The sequence below is a fragment of the Corynebacterium tuberculostearicum genome (assembly GCF_032821615.1).
GTDB lineage: Bacteria > Actinomycetota > Actinomycetes > Mycobacteriales > Mycobacteriaceae > Corynebacterium > Corynebacterium tuberculostearicum_H.
The window spans coordinates 49,284-66,242 of sequence record NZ_JAVBIF010000011.1 but is presented as its reverse complement, the minus strand read 5'-3'; the positions used below and the strand labels follow the sequence as shown (position 1 = coordinate 66,242).

Annotated in this window: 16 protein-coding genes and 1 pseudogene; all 17 read right to left on the bottom strand. The window is 57.4% G+C overall.

All coding sequences use genetic code 11. From position 1 onward, the window contains the following. Positions 1–524: 524 nt before the first annotated feature. Positions 525–1,784 carry a tyrosine--tRNA ligase gene (tyrS, locus tag RAE09_RS08770; RefSeq protein WP_005323249.1) on the bottom strand — a complete coding sequence of 420 codons (1,260 nt, stop codon included), beginning with the start codon at positions 1,782–1,784 and terminating at the stop codon, positions 525–527. Positions 1,785–1,807: 23 nt separating this feature from the next. Beyond that, positions 1,808–1,981, bottom strand: coding sequence for a Trm112 family protein (locus RAE09_RS08765; protein ID WP_005323252.1), 174 nt, complete (start codon positions 1,979–1,981; stop codon positions 1,808–1,810). Between the two features lie 56 nt (positions 1,982–2,037). Beyond that, positions 2,038–3,075 (bottom strand): ornithine cyclodeaminase, encoded by a 1,038-nt coding sequence (locus tag RAE09_RS08760; protein ID WP_005323253.1) that lies wholly within the window; start codon positions 3,073–3,075, stop codon positions 2,038–2,040. Positions 3,076–3,087: 12 nt separating this feature from the next. Continuing rightward, on the bottom strand, positions 3,088–4,605 hold the full coding sequence (locus tag RAE09_RS08755) for an amino acid permease (RefSeq protein ID WP_250412260.1): 1,518 nt from the start codon (positions 4,603–4,605) through the stop codon (positions 3,088–3,090). A gap of 219 nt (positions 4,606–4,824) precedes the next feature. Continuing rightward, positions 4,825–6,255: an argininosuccinate lyase gene (gene argH / locus RAE09_RS08750; protein ID WP_316981484.1), complete on the bottom strand. Its 1,431-nt coding sequence runs from the start codon at positions 6,253–6,255 to the stop codon at positions 4,825–4,827. A 6-nt stretch (positions 6,256–6,261) separates the two neighbouring features. Beyond that, a complete protein-coding gene (locus RAE09_RS08745) occupies positions 6,262–7,482 on the bottom strand; it encodes an argininosuccinate synthase (RefSeq protein ID WP_150850449.1) in 1,221 nt (406 codons plus the stop codon). Positions 7,483–7,563: 81 nt separating this feature from the next. Further along, positions 7,564–8,046, bottom strand: coding sequence for an arginine repressor (locus tag RAE09_RS08740; RefSeq protein ID WP_005323257.1), 483 nt, complete (start codon positions 8,044–8,046; stop codon positions 7,564–7,566). A 3-nt stretch (positions 8,047–8,049) separates the two neighbouring features. Beyond that, a pseudogene (argF, locus tag RAE09_RS08735) lies at positions 8,050–8,969 on the bottom strand (ornithine carbamoyltransferase). Next, a complete protein-coding gene (locus tag RAE09_RS08730; RefSeq protein WP_005327867.1) occupies positions 8,966–9,292 on the bottom strand; it encodes an aminotransferase class III-fold pyridoxal phosphate-dependent enzyme in 327 nt (108 codons plus the stop codon). The pseudogene argF and the gene RAE09_RS08730 overlap by 4 nt, the downstream one beginning before the upstream one ends. Before the next feature lie 144 nt (positions 9,293–9,436). Next, positions 9,437–11,950 (bottom strand): phenylalanine--tRNA ligase subunit beta, encoded by a 2,514-nt coding sequence (gene pheT / locus RAE09_RS08725; RefSeq protein WP_316981483.1) that lies wholly within the window; start codon positions 11,948–11,950, stop codon positions 9,437–9,439. 24 nt (positions 11,951–11,974) lie between these two features. Next, positions 11,975–13,021, bottom strand: a complete 1,047-nt coding sequence (gene pheS / locus RAE09_RS08720; RefSeq protein ID WP_005327862.1) for a phenylalanine--tRNA ligase subunit alpha — start codon at positions 13,019–13,021, stop codon at positions 11,975–11,977. 103 nt (positions 13,022–13,124) lie between these two features. Beyond that, positions 13,125–13,928, bottom strand: coding sequence for a TrmH family RNA methyltransferase (locus RAE09_RS08715; protein WP_316981482.1), 804 nt, complete (start codon positions 13,926–13,928; stop codon positions 13,125–13,127). 108 nt (positions 13,929–14,036) lie between these two features. Continuing rightward, on the bottom strand, positions 14,037–14,489 hold the full coding sequence (locus RAE09_RS08710; RefSeq protein ID WP_179386453.1) for an NINE protein: 453 nt from the start codon (positions 14,487–14,489) through the stop codon (positions 14,037–14,039). 152 nt (positions 14,490–14,641) lie between these two features. Beyond that, positions 14,642–15,025 (bottom strand): 50S ribosomal protein L20, encoded by a 384-nt coding sequence (gene rplT, locus RAE09_RS08705; protein WP_005323264.1) that lies wholly within the window; start codon positions 15,023–15,025, stop codon positions 14,642–14,644. Between the two features lie 55 nt (positions 15,026–15,080). Continuing rightward, positions 15,081–15,275, bottom strand: a complete 195-nt coding sequence (rpmI, locus tag RAE09_RS08700) for a 50S ribosomal protein L35 (protein ID WP_005323265.1) — start codon at positions 15,273–15,275, stop codon at positions 15,081–15,083. A gap of 36 nt (positions 15,276–15,311) precedes the next feature. Continuing rightward, complete coding sequence (infC, locus tag RAE09_RS08695) at positions 15,312–15,833, bottom strand: translation initiation factor IF-3 (protein WP_080970442.1); 522 nt, start codon at positions 15,831–15,833, stop codon at positions 15,312–15,314. Positions 15,834–16,103: 270 nt separating this feature from the next. Then, positions 16,104–16,952 carry a serine hydrolase gene (locus tag RAE09_RS08690; protein ID WP_316981481.1) on the bottom strand — a complete coding sequence of 283 codons (849 nt, stop codon included), beginning with the start codon at positions 16,950–16,952 and terminating at the stop codon, positions 16,104–16,106. Between the last annotated feature and the right edge of the window lie 7 nt (positions 16,953–16,959).

The window sequence follows — 16,959 nt, the reverse complement described above, 5'->3', positions numbered from 1 at the left end:
AAAGAAAAAATACAGTTCCCTCAACCCGACGGGGTCAAAAAGAGGAAACCAAAAAAGTTGAACACAATCACATGCCAACCAATCCATCTCAATGCAGCCGAAACACCAAACAGCATTCAAATAGGTACGCGTTTCACATACCCAACCGGCACACACCAACCAACAAACCACCTAAAGGCTCATTGGCAGACAAACCAATCAACACACAACCATGCACACAAAAAATAAAAAGTACATTGGCACACTATTGAGTTCTCAAACATCATCCGCACACCACAAGAAAATTAACTTCCCGTTAACCTCTCGTTGGCGGCTCGTACAAACTTACTCAACCAAATGAACCAAGTCAAATCATCGAACCAAGTCCGTACAAAATTCGCTTAAAAGTAACCAACCGGCTACCTCGCGGCGACTTGGATTAATGTAGTCCAACTCCGCCAAACAACACAAACCCGCAGTACAGCGTACAAAAATTGAAAAATGACGCCCTTCCAACGAGTGGAACGGACGTCATCTACTGCTGTTTAGCTCAATTTAGCGCCAGCGAAGTTCTTCTTGCCTCGCCGCAGCACCAGCCAGCTTCCATGCAGGAGGTCTTCTGCAGACGGCTCCCACTCTGCCGATTCGATGCGCTGATTATTGACGTATGCGCCGCCTTCCTTAATGGTGCGGCGAGCAGCACCCTTGGAATCCGCCAAGCCGCTAGCCACGAGAAGGTCAACAATGGTGCGCGGTTCGCCGGCGGCAACTTCGGCGACAGTGGTTTCAGAGAGCGCGCCGGCAAGGGTCTTCTCATCCAGCTCGGAAAGTTCGGCCTTGCCGAATAGCGCCTGAGCGGCAAGCTCGACAGCCTTGGTTGCCTCTTCACCGTGAACCAGATCGGTCATCTCTTGCGCCAGGCGGCGCTGAGCGGCGCGCTTATAAGGCTCTTCTTCTACCGCACGCTCGTATTCGGCGATTTCCTCCTGCGTCAGGAAGGTGAACCAGCGCAGGTAGTCAATAACTACAGAGTCTCCTGCATTGAGGAAGTACTGGTACCAGGAGTATGCGGAAGTTTTCTCCGGATCGAGCCAAAGCTTTCCGCCGCCAGTGGACTTGCCGAACTTCTGTCCGGAGGCGTCGGTAACCAGAGGCACCGTAAGGCCATGGACCTTGGCGCCATCGATACGACGGTTTAGGTCTACGCCAGAGACGATATTGCCCCACTGGTCACCGCCGCCGATCTGCAATACGCAATCGCGCTCGCGCCGGAGCTGCACGAAGTCATTGGACTGCAGGAGCATGTAGGAAAACTCGGTGTAGGAAATGCCGTCGCCCTCGAGGCGCCGCTTGACGGTATCGCGATCCAGCATCGTATTAAGGGAGAAGTTCTTTCCTACGTCACGCAAAAAGTCGATGACGGACATGTTCATGGTCCAATCGGCGTTATTGACCATGGTGGCAGCCTGCTCGCCGTCGAAATCGATGAAGCGACGCAGCTGCCCCTTGATGGCTTCAAGGTTGTGGGCCAAGTCTTCCTCGCTCAGCATGGAGCGCTCGCCGACGTCGCGGGGATCACCAATAAAGCCAGTTGCGCCACCCGCCAATGCGATTGGGTGGTGGCCGGCGTTTTGGAAGCGGCGCAGCATGATAAGTGGGACCAAGTGGCCTGCATGGAGGGAGTCGCCCGTGGGGTCGAACCCACAGTACAGCGCGATGGGGTTCTCACATGCCTCGCGCAGGGCCTCAAGATCGGTGGACTGATTGATCAGTCCGCGCCATTGCAGTTCATCGATGATATTCATGGGGGTCTTTCTAAAAGTCGAAGTTAAGCTGGCCATTTCTGGGCGTGGTCTACAAGCATGACTGGGATGTCATCCTCAATGGGATAGGCAATGCCCAGCCGCTCGTTGACGAGGACCTGTTTATCTTCCAGATATGTCAAAGGGCCCTTGTCTTGCGGGCAGACAAGGACCTCTAGCAACTTCGGGTCAAGACTCATGCGTCTTATCTTAGCGGGTAGAGGAAGAAGTTGGATCCCTCTACCCCACCTTCGACTTAGAGCAGGGAGGGAACGTTTGCAACCAGGGAGAAGAGATCCTTCGGGTCATCCGGGTTGGCGATGATGTCGATCTCGGACTCCAGGTCGGTGCCCTTGACAGAATCGCGCAGGTAACGCAGGGCGGAGAAGTCGTTGATGGCGAATCCGACGTCGTCGAAGAGCGTGATCTGCTCATCGTCATCGCGGCCGGTGGCCTGACCGGTGAGCACCTGGTAGAACTCGACAACCGGGAAGTCTTCCGGCTTCTGCTGGATTTCACCTTCGATGCGGGTCTGCTCTGGGAACTCTACGAAGACCTTGGACTTGTCCAGGATGGAGCTCTCCAGCTCGGTCTTGCCCGGGCAGTCACCGCCAACGGCATTGAGGTGGACGCCCGGGGCGACGTGGCGCTCAGCCAGAATCTGGTTCTGAGCCTTGTCTGCGGTACAGGTGGTGATGATGTCTGCACCCAAAACCGCCTCGTCGACGCTGGAGCAAGCAGTGATATTAAAGCCCAGTGGCTCCAAGTTGCGCTTGAACTTTTCTACCGCCTCAGGGTCGATGTCATAGATGGTGATGTCCTCAATACCCATAACGCCGCGGAAGCCAAGTGCCTGGAACTCGGACTGGGAACCCGCACCGACCATGGCCATGCGCTTGGAATCCTTGCGTGCCAGGTGCTTTGCCACCATGGCGGAGGTCGCGGCGGTACGCAGTGCGGTAAGCAGCGTCATCTCGGCTTCGAAGGTGGGGTAACCATTGTCGACGTCGGCAAGCACGCCAAAGGCAGTAACGGTCTGGAAACCGCGAGCCGGGTTGGATGGGTGACCGTTGACGTACTTGAAGGAGTACTCCTTGCCATTGGAGGTAGGCATGAGCTCGATAACGCCGAACGGGGTGTGGGAGGCAACGCGCGGAATCTTGTCGAACCGCTCCCACTCGCGGTAGTCGGCCTCGAGGTAGTCCACCATTCCGGTAATGATGTTTTCTACGCCTTCGCGCTGAATCCAGCGCGCCATATTCTCTACATCTACGAACTTAACTGCGTGGTTCATAAAAGTTCCTTTCTATTTCTTTGGGTGAAGGTCTGTTTGCGGTGCAGCCGGGAAGCTGGAGGTTGGCAGGTGCTTGGCCTTCCTCTCTTCCGCGATGGCGCGAATGCGGTCGCGCCATGCGTACCACATTGCCATAAAGACCGGAACGAGGAGCAGGGTCGATGCAAGTGCAAAGGTGCCGATTGGATAATCAAAGGCCATCAAGATAATGACTAGGCCAATGAAGATGAGCACTGCCCAGTCTCCGCCTTCGCCAAACGGCGAGCGGTATCCCGGTCGGGTGTAGCTTCCGCTCTTGGCCAGGCGCACAAATTTGAGGTGCGAGAGCGCAACTGCCGCCCAGGACGCCAATGTGCCCAGGGCTGCCAGGTTGAGCACGATTTCAAACGCCATCTCCGGCACCACATAGTTGAGGAAGACGCCTACCAAGCCCACCATGGCCGCCATGACGATGCCGCCGTAGGGCACGCCAGACTTGGACATGCGAGCGCCGAACTTCGGGCCGGAGCCGGAGGTGGACATGTTGTACATAATGCGGCCGGTGGAATACAGGCCGGCGTTGAGCGAGGAAATCGCAGCGGTGATAACGACAAGCTGGAAAATCGGGGCCGCCGCTCCTACGCCAAGGGACTCAAAGAAGGTCACGAATGGGGAAACATCAGCGACGTAGTCGGTGTACGGCAGCACGAGCGTGAGCAGCAGCACGGAGCCGAAGTAGAAAATCAGGATGCGCAGCAGCACGTTGTTGACTGCACGCGGAATGTGCTTTTCTACATTCTTGGTCTCGCCGGAGGTGGTACCAACGAGCTCAATGCCGGCATAGGCGAAGACGACGCCCTGGACGACGATCACGGCTGGCATCAAGCCATTAGGTAACCAGCCGCCGGAGTTAGAAATGAGACTAAAGCCGGTCGGGTCGCCACTCGGGTGGCCAAAGATGAGGACGCCGATGGCTACCAACATGAAGATGATCAGCGCGACGATCTTAATCAAGGAGAACCAGTATTCCAGCTCGCCGAAGATCTTCACCGAGAGCATATTGAACACGAGGATGCCGCAGATGACCACGAGCGCAAGTAGCCACTGCGGGACGGCATCGAGCCACGACGTGTACTGACTAAACCACTTGATGTAGATGGCGACGGCTGTGCCGTCCGCCACCAGGGTCATGGCCCAGTTTCCCCAGTACAACCAGCCAGTGACGAAAGCGGTCTTTTCGCCATAAAACTCGCGAGCATAGGACACGAAGGAGCCGGAGCTGGGGCGATAGACGATGAGCTCGCCAAGTGAACGCAAGATGATGTAGCCGAAGAAGCCACATACGAGGTAGAGCACGGCGAGGAAGGGGCCTGCGTCCTGCAGGCGGCCGCCGGTGCCCAGGAGAAGGCCGGTACCGATTGCGGAACCGATGGCAATCATCTGCAGCTGGCGATTGCCCATTCCCTTTTGCAGGCCATGGTCTTCCGAGGCGTAGACCGCCTTTTCATTCTCGTGTGGCCCAGCTGGAGTGGGCGGAGAATTTACTGTCATAGGAGAGATCGTCCTTTCATTACGGTGAATGAGTCTGTTAGGTCACATTCCCTGCATGAATACTAACGCACCACACTGTTACCCATGTCACCACTACCCCCATTGTGTTCAACAACGCAGTTGACAGGTTGGGAATGGGGGTCAATCTCCCACCCCCGCAGCGAGATAAAAAAGAACCGCATGGCCGAAGACCATGCGGTTTCTAAAGCGCACCGAGAATTAGCGCAGCGGCTTCTGCGCCCACGAGCGAGCAGCCGCGGCACGCTGGCGGACAGTCTCGCGCTGCTCAGCCACGCGGACACCAGCGGTGCCGCCCTTGGTGGCACGAGAGGCCACTGCCCCGTCGATGGTGAGTACTTCACGGACGCTAGGCTTTAGCCGCTTGTCGACGCCCGCCAACTCCTCATCGGTGAGCTCCACTAGGTCAACTCCCCGCTCCTCAGCGATGCGCACGCAGGCGCCGGACGCTTCGTGCGCCTCGCGGAAAGGAACGCCTTGGCGAACCATCCATTCGGCCAAGTCGGTAGCCAACGTGAACCCGCGCGGGGCAAGTTCGCGCATGCGGTCCTCGTGGAAAGTCAGCGTGGACACCAGTCCGGTCATTGCCGGCAGCAGCAGGTTAAGCTGCGCCACCGAATCAACGATGGGCTCCTTATCTTCCTGCAGGTCGCGGTTATAGGCCAGCGGCTGTGCCTTCAGCGTAGACAGGAGGCCAGTGAGGTTACCGATAAGGCGTCCAGTCTTGCCGCGGGTAAGCTCCGGAACGTCCGGATTCTTCTTTTGCGGCATGATGGACGAGCCGGTCGACCATGCATCATCCAGGGTGACGTAGCCGTATTCCGGCGTGCACCAGTAGATAATTTCTTCCGAAAGTCGGGACATGTCGACGGCAATCTGCGCCAAGACGAAAGCCGTCTCGGAGGCGAAGTCACGAGCCGCAGTGCCATCCAAGGAGTTCTCCGCGGCGGCATCAAAGCCGAGTTCCTCCGCAATGGCTTCCGGATCTAGCTGCAAGGAGGAACCGGCTAGAGCGCCAGAACCGTAGGGTGATACAGCCAAGCGCTTATCCAGGTCCTGCAGACGCTCAATATCGCGCAGAAGTGGCTGTGCATGCCCCAAAAGCTCGTGCGCCAGCAGAATTGGCTGTGCCGCCTGCGAGTGAGTTTTGCCCGGCATAATGGCGTCCGGATGTGCTGCTGCCTGATCAGCCAAGGCATCCACCAAGTCACTCACCTGAGCCGCGGTATCGCGAATGGCATCACGTACCCACATGCGAAACAGGGTCGCGACCTGGTCATTACGGGAACGACCAGCGCGCAGGCGACCGCCTACCTCTGGGCCCACAATCTCGATGAGCCCGCGCTCCATCGCACCATGGACGTCTTCGTCCGTGGGCGCTGGGTGGAACTCACCGGAGGCCACCTTCTCCCCTAGCTCGGTGAGGCCGGAGAGCATGGTGTCCAAGTCGACGTCGGAAAGCAGGCCCGCTTTGTGCAGCACCTTGGCATGCGCCTTGGAGGCTAGTACGTCATATGGCGCCAGCACCCAGTCAAAGTGAGTGGATACAGAGAGGGCAAACATCGCCTCAGACGGTCCGCCGGAGAAGCGGCCACCCCATAGGGCACCCTCATTAGTCTTATGCGGTTCCATGTGCTCCTACTTCTGCGCGCTGGTGGGGAAGCCACCGTCGCGATCACGCTGGTTGGAGATCTGGGTGGACAGGCCGTGCAGCTGCACAAAGCCCTTAGCAGCGGTCTGGTCGAAGGTATCGCCAGTGTCATAAGTAGCCAGGTCAAAGGAGTACAGCGACTGGCCGGAACGGCGACCGGTGACCGTGGCGGTACCAGCATGCATGCTCAGGCGGATATCGCCGGTGACGTTTTCCTGGGACTCCTCAACGAAGGCATCCAGGGAACGCTTCAACGGCGAGTGCCAGAGGCCGTCATAGACCTCCTCAGACCAGCGGGCATCGGTCAAGCGCTTGTAGCGGGCCAACTCGCGCTCCACGGTGACATCCTCCAGCGCCTCGTGGGCCTGGATGAGGACCATGGCGCCCGGAGCCTCATAGACCTCACGGGACTTAATGCCCACCAAGCGGTCCTCCACCATATCCAGACGGCCAATGCCCTGGGCACCAGCGCGGCGGTTGACCTCTTCAATAATCTGCAGCGGGGACATCTTCTGGCCATCGACTGCCACCGGGATGCCCTTCTCAAAGGAGATGATGATTTCATCCGGGGCATTACCCAGGCCTGGGTCCTCGGTATAGGCGTAAAGATCCTTTGTTGGCGGGTTCCACAGATCTTCAAGGAAACCGGTCTCTACCGCGCGGCCCCACAGGTTCTGATCGATAGAAAATGGCGAGGAAGCAGACTGCTCGATCGGCAGGTTGATCTCTTCCGCGAAGGCGATGGCCTTATCGCGGGTCCACGCATAATCGCGTGCAGGGGCGATGATTTCAAGGGAAGGATCCTGGGCGCGGAAGGAAACCTCAAAGCGTACCTGGTCATTACCCTTGCCGGTGCAGCCATGAGAGACGTGGGTTCCGCCGAATTCCTGCGCCGCTTTCACCAAGTGCTTGGTAATGAGGGGACGAGAAATAGCCGATACCAGCGGGTACTGCTTCATGTACATGCCGTTTGCCTTGATGGTGGGAACGCAGTATTCCTCTGCAAACTCATCCTTGGCATCGATAACGATGGACTCTACGGCACCGCAGTCAAGTGCACGCTGGCGAACCGATTCCATATCTTCGCCACCCTGGCCCAAATCCAGGGAAACGGCGACAACGTCACCACCGGTCATTTTTGCCAGGTATGGGATGGCAACGGAAGTATCAAGGCCACCAGAGTAAGCCAAGACTACGCGTGCGGACATGGTTAATCTCCTTGTTCTATTGGAAACAATTCATCTAAGCACATAATATACGATGGTGGTCTGGATTGCCACCACCACCGTCTAAATATTTCGCGTGGTAAGTGTCACCGCCAGATCTGCGCCCGTGACGCCCTCGCGCGCCAAGACGAAGATGGTGTCATCTCCGGCGATGCAACCGATGACATCGTGCAGCCCCACCCTGTCAATAAAGCTGGCAAGGTACTGGGCCGCGCCGGCTGGGGTGCGCAGCATAGCTATATTGCCGGAAGAATCATGGGATACCACCAGCTCATCGAGCATGCGGCGCAGCTTTTCACGGGGGCCGCCCACCTGGTCTTCAAATTGCTCCAGCTCACCGCCGACCACGTAGTAGGAACGGCCACCATCGCGCTTTACCTTCTTCGCCCCCAGCTCATCCAAGTCACGGGACAAAGTGGCTTGCGTGATGTCGATGCCGTCTGCGAGAAGAAGCTCGGATAGTTGCACCTGGCTAGTGACGCGATTGCGATCCAAAATCTCCAAGATCTTGGCCTGCCGAGCATTGCGGGTGGTCGGGGTGTTCATTACTTAGTTGATCTCCTTATTTATTTCGAGCAACCAGACAAGAAGCGCTTTCTGCGCATGCAGGCGGTTCTCCGCTTCATCAAAGACGCGCGACTGTGGTCCATCAATCACCTCAGCCGTGACCTCATTTCCACGGTACGCCGGCAAACAATGTAAGAATATTGCATCCTTATGCGCTTTGCTCATTATGGTCGAATCAACCTGATATGGCAGGAACGGCGTACGCCTATCGCGGCCATCATTTTCCTGCCCCATAGAGATCCAAGTATCGGTGATGACTACGTCTGCGCCTGCAACTTCATCCACGTCATCGGTAATGGTGATGTTGCCCCGCTTGCGCGCGCGGTCGACGAATTCCTGGCGCGGCTGGAATCCTTCGGGCGCGATAATAGAGACGTCCATGCCGGCCGTGGCGAAACCAATCATGTAGGAGTTAGCCATATTATTATCGCCATCGCCCAGGTAGACGGCCTTTTTCCTTTGAGGTCACCTAAATTCTCACGACAGGTCAGCAGGTCAGCCAGAATCTGGCAGGGATGCAGGTCGTCGGAAAGCGCATTGACCAGAGGAACGGTCGCAGTCTCCGCCATCTGGAGGAGGTTGTCATGGTCAAAGGTGCGCCACACGATTGCCTCCACGTACCGCGAAAGCACCGCGGCCGTATCTTGGTAGGACTCCCCTTTGCCCATCTGAGTCGTAGAAGTATCGACGGTAATGCCCTTGCCGCCCATATTCGCTACTGCGGTTTCAAAGGAAAAGCGGGTCCGCGTAGACGTTTTATCAAAAAGCACCGCCACGGTCTTAGGTCCCTCTAGTGGGCACTCCGCAAAGGGATCCTTCTTGAGCCTTTCAGCTAGGTCCAAAACGGTTGCTTGTTCTTGTGGGCTGAGATCGTCGTCAGCCAGAAAGTGTCGCAGGCTCATGCCAGTTCCTCCATTATCGTCCGAAGTGTTGTCAGTGCTGTGTCTAGTTCATCTTGGGAAATAACCAAGGGCGGGGTGAGGCGGAGTACATTCTCACTGGGTGCGTTGAGGATGAGCCCCTGTGCAAGCCCGTCGCGCACGGCCTGCTTAGCCACCGGTTGTGCTAAAACAATGCCGAGCATCAGGCCGCGGCCGCGTACGCGTTCTACAAGCGGCAATTTTTCAATCTCTTGCCGCAGATAGTCACCCTTATGGGTAACTTCCGCAAGAAATTCCGCATCCACGTATCCGGTGGCGCCTGCAATTGCTACTGAAATCGTCATAGGGGTGACTATAGCAATAAATACACTCGACCGTATGTTATTCATACAATTTAGAAAAATGCCTGGTTAAAGCTTCGTCAGGAGCGGAAAAATGTATGAAAAAGGGGCGGTGAGCTAAATCTCACCGCCCCTTTTTTGGGAAAGCTATGCGCGCATCTCTGCGCCCAAGCGCTGCTTAGCCAGCTCCGCTGCCGCCGTACGGTGCTCGTTGACTTCCTCATCGGTCAACGTGCGGTCCGCTGCACGGAACAGAAGCTGGAAGGCCAAGGACTTCTTGCCCTCGCCCAACTGCTCGCCACGGAAGATGTCGAAGAGTTCGACGGACTCGATGAGTTCGCCTGCTCCCTCTTCCACAGTGGCGCGCACGTGCTCTGCTGGGACGTCTTCATCCACCACGAGCGCAATATCCTGGTGCAACGCTGGGAAGGAGGACAGTACCGGCGCAGGGAATTTCTCTTCCAATGGCATAGCGGTAACGTCCAGCTCCATGGCGCAGGTGCGCGCCGGCAGGTTCAGCGCCTCCAGGACCTGCGGGTGGAGCTCACCGGCATGACCCAAGACCACATCGGTGCCAGCCACCTTCACGGCAGCACAACGGCCTGGGTGCCAAGGCAGAACGTGCGCAGCCTCCAGCTCGATATCCACACCGGCGGCGCGCGCGACCTGGCGGGCGGATTCGATGGCGTCGGCGTAGCTATATGCGCGACCCTCGCCCCACGGACCCTCATGCTCAATATTGCCGGTGGCCACCGTTGCAACGTGCAGCGGCTGCTCAGGAAGGGTATCTAGAAGTTCGGAAACAACCTGCTCAGCAGGTCGCTCCTCTACAGAAGGCATGGGCGATGCCTCGGCGCGCTTGAATGCCACCTGCTGCAGACCATACAGGGCGAGGTCGCTGCGGCCACGCGCAACATTGCGGCCGATGGCCTCCAGCATGTTCGGGAGCAGAGTCGTGGACAAGATGGCCTTATCTGCCTCAAGCGGATTCTGCACCTCTACGGTGCGGCGGCGAGCATCATCCTTGTCCAAGCCCCACACATCAAAGGTGTCGTTCGCCACGAACGGAGCCGGCAATACCTCTGCATAACCGGCATAGGCCAGGCCGTGGCCAATAGCGCGGCGACGCTTCTGCGCTGGGGTGAGACCGCGACCGCCGGCCGGAGTAGGCAGGACGGTAGGAATGTCCTCCAAGCCCTCCAGACGTAGGACCTCCTCAATGAGGTCTACATCCATGGAGATGTCGGTGCGCCACGTAGCGGGCGTTACCTGCAGCATTTCGCCCTCATCGGCAACAGCGCAACCGACTTCCTCGAGGCGGGAAATAACGGTTTCACGGGAATAGTCAACGCCTGCATACTCGCTAGCCTTTGCGGTACGCAGGGCAATAGGCTCGCGCTTGGCGACGTCCCCGATAAGCGGCCGGCCCTCCTCAATGGTGCCGCCCGCCAGCTGCTGCAAGAGCGCACATGCGGTGTCTAGAGCGACCTCGACGACCGCTGGATCCACGCCACGCTCGAAGCGGCGGGAGGACTCGGACGACAACTTATGGCGGCGGGAGGTGCGCGCCACGGTGATCGGATCCCAGATAGCGGATTCGAAGACAACATCAGTGGTCTCCGCCGAGATTTCGGAGGTAGTACCGCCCATGACTCCGGCCAGTGACTGGATGCCATTGTCATCGCAGATGACCACATCTTCTGCAGAAAGCTCACGCTTTACGTGATCCAGGGTCTCAAACTTCTCGCCTTCGTTGGCATTACGGACAACGAGATTTCCTTGGATAACGTTGGCGTCAAATGCATGCATCGGGGCGCCCAAAAGCAACATCACATAGTTAGTAATGTCCGTGGGCAGGTTGACGCTGCGCTGGCCGCAGAGCATAAGCTCGCGCTCGAGCCAGAACGGGGTACGCGCCTGCGGGTCTATACCGCTGACTTTGCGGAGGCCGAAACGCTGCGCCTTGGTCGCGGGGTCTAGAGTGACGTCGATAAGCGAGCCCTGCGCCGCCGGAACAGCAGAGGTATCAATTCCAGCAACTGACGGATCTTCGGCAATATCGGCAAAGTCCAGGTCGAAAGCGGAGGCAATCTCACGGCTCAAACCGCGTGCGGACAGGGCGTAGCCGCGATCCGGGGTGATGTTGACGTCAAAGTCGGTATCGTGCAGCCCAATAACCGGGCGAGCATCCTCGCCCACCTTATCGGCGACGTCATCGCCCAAGACGATGATGCCGTTAGCCTGTGCACCCAAACCGAGCTCAGCACCGGAGCACAGCATGCCATTGGAGATGTGATCGTAGGTCTCGCGAGCCGCAATCTTAAAGCCCCCTGGCAATTCCGAGCCCGGAAGAGCTACTACGACATAATCATTCAGGCGGAAGTTGCGGGCACCGCAAATGATGCTCTGGAGCTCACCCGTCCCATTAGCCTGGCCAACATTCACCTGGCAGTAGCGGATGGGCTTTTTGAACTGAGTAAGTTCCTCGATCTCTACCACCTGGCCGATGACCAGCGGACCGGTGCTCTCCGGAACGGCAGCATAGCCCTCGGTTTCAAAACCGACGCGCACGAATCCGGAGTCCATATCGGCAGCGGAAACGTTCCAACCAGGGTTCTTAGCGCCCAGGATGCGGGTGACCCAGTCTTGGGAAATAAGCATTAGTGTGTCTATCCTTTCTGGGTTTTAGGCCTGTACGCCAAACGGCAGGGTGAAGCGGACATCGCCTTCGACCATGTCACGCATATCGGTCAAGCCATTGCGGAACTGCAGCGTGCGCTCGAGGCCCATACCGAAGGCAAAGCCCGTGTATTCCTCTGGGTCAACGCCTACGGCGCGCAGCACATTGGGGTTCACCATGCCGCAGCCGCCCCACTCGATCCAGCCAGCGCCACCCTTCTTATTGGGGAACCACACATCAACCTCGGCAGAAGGCTCGGTGAACGGGAAGTAGTTCACGCGCATGCGCGTCGTGGTCTCCGGACCGAACAGCACCTTGGCCAAGTGCTCCAGGGTGCCGCGCAGGTGGGCCATGGTCAGACCCTTGTCCACGGCCAAACCTTCTACCTGGTGGAAAACCGGGGTGTGGGTGGCATCCAGCTCATCGGTGCGGAATACGCGGCCTGGGCAAGCGATATACAGCGGCACATCGCGCTCCAGCATCGTGCGGACCTGGACCGGAGAGGTGTGCGTGCGTAGCACCTGCTTAGAGCCCTCGCCGGAGACGTGGAACGTATCCTGCAAGGTACGTGCTGGGTGATCCGGCTTAAAGTTCAAAGCATCGAAGTTGAAGTACTCCGCCTCGACCTCGGGGCCATCCGCGATTTCCCAGCCCATACCGACGAAAATATCCGCTATGCGCTCAGAGAGTGCGGTAATTGGGTGAAGGGCACCAGTCTGGGTGCGGGTGGTGGGAATGGTGACGTCAACGGTCTCTGCTCGCAACTGCTCCTCGCGAGCCTTTTGCTCCAAGACATCCTTAACCTGGGCAAAGCGCTTTTCCATCTTGCCGCGGGCCATGTTGACAGCCTTGCCAGCGCTCTTGCGCTGGTCCTTAGGCAGCTGCCCCAATGACTGGCGAGCCTGCGGAATATAGCCGCCATCTCCTAGGTGCTCGCGGCGGGCTGCAGCCAGCTCATCGAGCGTTTCGGCTGCGTCGAAGGCTGCGATAGCCTTATCGGCCGCGGCCCCAAGAGCCTCTTCGGTCAATTCGATCTGCGGTGTATCGGACACGTACTTCGTACCTTCTTCTCGCGCGAAAACTAACGCGTGCAATCTTACTCTGTCCCGGCTAGTCCGACCGCCCCAGGGACCCCCTTTTCATTCGGAGATCTGCTTAGCTGTGTTCTTGGGCCTTCGCTGACTCATAAAGACAGATACTCGCCGCGGTCGCTAGGTTGAGTGACTCTGCTCGCCCACGCAGCGGAATACGCACCCGCATATCGGCTTCTTCCAGTAGCTCGCCCAACCCGTGGGCCTCGTTGCCAAAAAGCCACGCCGTTGGCTGTGATAGATCTGCCTCTGCGAGGTCTACTTCCCCATCAGCGGCCGTAGCCACAATCTGCATGCCCGATTTACGCAGCTGCCCCAAGACGTCCTTAATATTGGGGTCTCGCGCTACCGGGACATGAAACAGCGAGCCGGCCGAAGCGCGCGCTACCTTGCAGCTGAGGGGATCGACCGTCTCGCCCGCAAAAATTACTCCATCTGCTCCCATGGCGTCGGAAGTCCTAATCAACGTACCTGCATTGCCCGGCTCCGAAGTGAGCACGGGAACAGAGACCAAATTTGGCTTGCCGTTAAGGATTTTGCCCGCGGACCACAGCACCGGCTTGCACAGCGCGAAAAGCCCCGTGGTGGTGGCGGTATCAGATAAATGCTTAGCCGCTTTATCGGTAATGGGATGTACGTACACCCCCATGTATCCACAGGCGGTAATAATGTCACCGAAGCGTTCTGCGGCCTTTTCAGTGACGAAAACATCGACAGCCGCGCCTGTAGACACCGCGGCATCGACGGCGTTTTCTCCCTCAATCAGGAATTGCTTCGCCTTCTTCCGGTTAGCCGCACGGTGCAGCTTGGCTGCGTTAACAATGCGCGGAGTTCGTTCAGTAAAGGCAGAGTCAAAATCCAAATTCATGGCTCCTACCCTACCTACTAGTTGCCTAGCCCCAGACTCAGACCCAGCTGCGTATGCAAAACAAAAAATCCTGTTGCCCGTGTGGCAACAGGATCACAATGTTGAGTGCTACTTAGCTAGTGGCACGCCGCGGGCGTCCTTATCGTAATCACCGGCGCCGGCAATGATCATGATGAACTCAATGAAGACCCAGATTCCGACGATGGCCCAAAATGCGAATCCAAGCAAGAACCAGAAAGTAGCCCAGCCCAAGATATTAAGCACCAGCTGCGTTACGCCGAAGGTCGTGCGACCGGTATAGAAGTTATGCGCGCCGAAGAAGCCCAAGAAGAAGCACAGAAGCAAAGTCGCGATCCAAGACTTTTGCTGTCCCTGCGCCACATACTGCTGCTGCACCGGATAGGAACCCATATTCGGTTGTGGTGCATAGCCCTGGTTGTACTGCGGCTGGTAACCGGCCTGCTGGTTATAGGGGTTGTACTGCTGCCCCTGGTTGTTGTCATAGGACTGGCTAGAATACTCGCCATTTTCTGGTTGGTAGCTACCATTTGGGTTTGTCACAGGGAATCTGCTCCTTGGTCTCGGGGTCACTCGTGGTCTGGACTCAATGTAGCATGCGAGACCGAGCTCACTAGACAGATAGAGTGTAAAACGAACAAAGCCCGCTTCGCCCGGCACATAAGCCGGAGAAACGGGCGTTGTATTCCTAGTAACTAGGCAGCCTTAGGAGCGTTGACGTCCTCAGGCAGAGCAGCCTTAGCAGCCTCGCACAGTGCGGAGAATGCCTCGAAGTCATTGACAGCAAGCTCAGCCAGAATCTTGCGGTCAACCTCGATCTCAGCCAGGCGCAGGCCGTGGATGAGACGGTTGTAGGTGATGTCGTTCATGCGGGCAGCAGCGTTGATGCGCTGGATCCACAGCTTACGGAACTCAGACTTACGAGCGCGACGATCGCGGTAAGCGTAAGTCATGGAGTGCAGCCACTGCTCCTTCGCCTTACGGTACAGGCGGGAACGCTGGCCGCGGTAGCCCTTAGCGGACTTCAGAATCGCGCGACGCTTCTTCTTTGCGTTAACTGAGCGCTTTACTCGTGCCACAGTGATACTTCCTTAATTCAAATTGTGATGGCGGATGTGGGTTGATTCGGCGCTATTATGCGCGGCCGAGCAGGCGCTTGACGCGCTTGGTGTCAGGCTGGGCGACTGCCTCGGTGCCCTTCAGACGGCGGGTACGCTTGGACGGCTTGCCCTCCAGCAGGTGGCGGCGGCCAGCCTGCTCACGGCGCAGCTTGCCGGAACCGGTCACCTTGATACGCTTTGCGGTGCCCTTGTGGGTCTTCTGCTTCATGAGTATTAAGTCCTTAAATCCTACGTGGAATCTGGTCTACTTCTTGCCCTTGCGAACCGGACCCAAGACCATGGTCATATTGCGACCATCCTGCTTGGGGCGGGACTCAACAACGCCAACTTCAGCGACGTCATCAGCCAAACGCTCCAAGAGGCGGAAACCCAGCTCCGGACGCGATTGCTCACGACCACGGAACATGATGGTCACCTTGACCTTGGATCCCTTCTCGAGGAAGCGAACTACGTTACCCTTCTTGGTCTCATAATCGTGATCATCGATCTTCGGGCGGAACTTCTGTTCCTTAACCACGGTCTGCTGCTGGTTCTTACGGGCTTCGCGAGCCTTCTGAGCCTGCTCGTACTTGAACTTGCCGTAGTCCATGATCTTGGCCACTGGGGGCTTTGCCTTCGGGGCTACCTCAACCAAGTCAAGGTCAGCCTCGTATGCAAGCTTGCGAGCATCATCGGTACGGACGATGCCCACCTGTTCACCACCGGGGCCTACCAAACGGACCTCGGGTACTCGGATACGCTCATTGATGCGAGCTTCAGCGCTGATTGTGGTTCTCCTCGATTAGGGGGTGTATGAGTAAGTAGTTCACCTACCGGGACCACAAACGAATCAAACCCGGTCTGCCAAAGACAGCCGGGAGTTCTCACAGTGCCAAGCACGAGTGCTTGGTTACCTTTACCTTTATCCTACGAACGGTGTTCGCGGCATCGGGTGGGAGAGACTCCGCTTGTGACCCACGAACCTCGAAAAGGCATCATGGGCGGTAGTGGCATTGAGGATAGCAGCTTCTACCCTTTCCACCAAATCGCAACTCGCTTAGCTGTCCTTGCATTGAGCAACTGGTTCAATGTTGCCCTTCTCTACCCCTTTATCAACGATGTCCACTAACTCATGGGCGAGATACTTTACCGCTGGCTCGGCTTTGGCATAATCCTCGCCATCTGTAACCACAGATAACGCGACGCCGACGCGCTTGCCGGCAACCTCATGAACTCCAAATTGGCGGTAGGTGTACTCATTGTCGTCCTCGTCCAAGCCCCAGCCGCTTTTAGCGCGGGTTCGTTTCTCTTTCGACAGGCCAATTTTCTGCCAGGACACAATGTCTTTGAGCACCTTGTGGACGTAGTCCGCCTCCTCAATGCAAGGCAATTCAGCACCGAAGACTGCTTGGTCTTTCAATGACCACGTGGAGTAGCCAAAAGCGGTGTCATGGATATCCGCGTGTGATCCATAGTCTTCGAGCAATTCCTCTACTGCCTTATCGGCGGAGCCTTCGCGCCATTTCACCTGCGACCATAGGGCGTAGGCGGCATCGTTATCGGATTCCTTGATTGCCAGGTCGACCAAGCTCTTATCTGCGCCGTCTTTCAGCGCCGCGATGGCGATAGGGACCTTTATGGTCGACCAAACAGGGCCTTTGCCTTTATCGCCCACAGCAATGGTGTCATCGCCGGCCGAAATAGCAACCCCAACCTTGGCGTGGTACTTCTTTGCGGTCTTGTCTACTGCACGATCAAGCTGAGTGCGCACTAAGTCTGGGTCGGGCGCTGGAGAGGACGTCGCGGGTGCTGAGACGTTCTCGGACTCAGGATCACCAGAGCAAGCGCTCACCGTAAACAGAGCGAGCGCTGCCAACAGGCTGGCGCCGAGGCGGTAACTATTCACAGTGTCC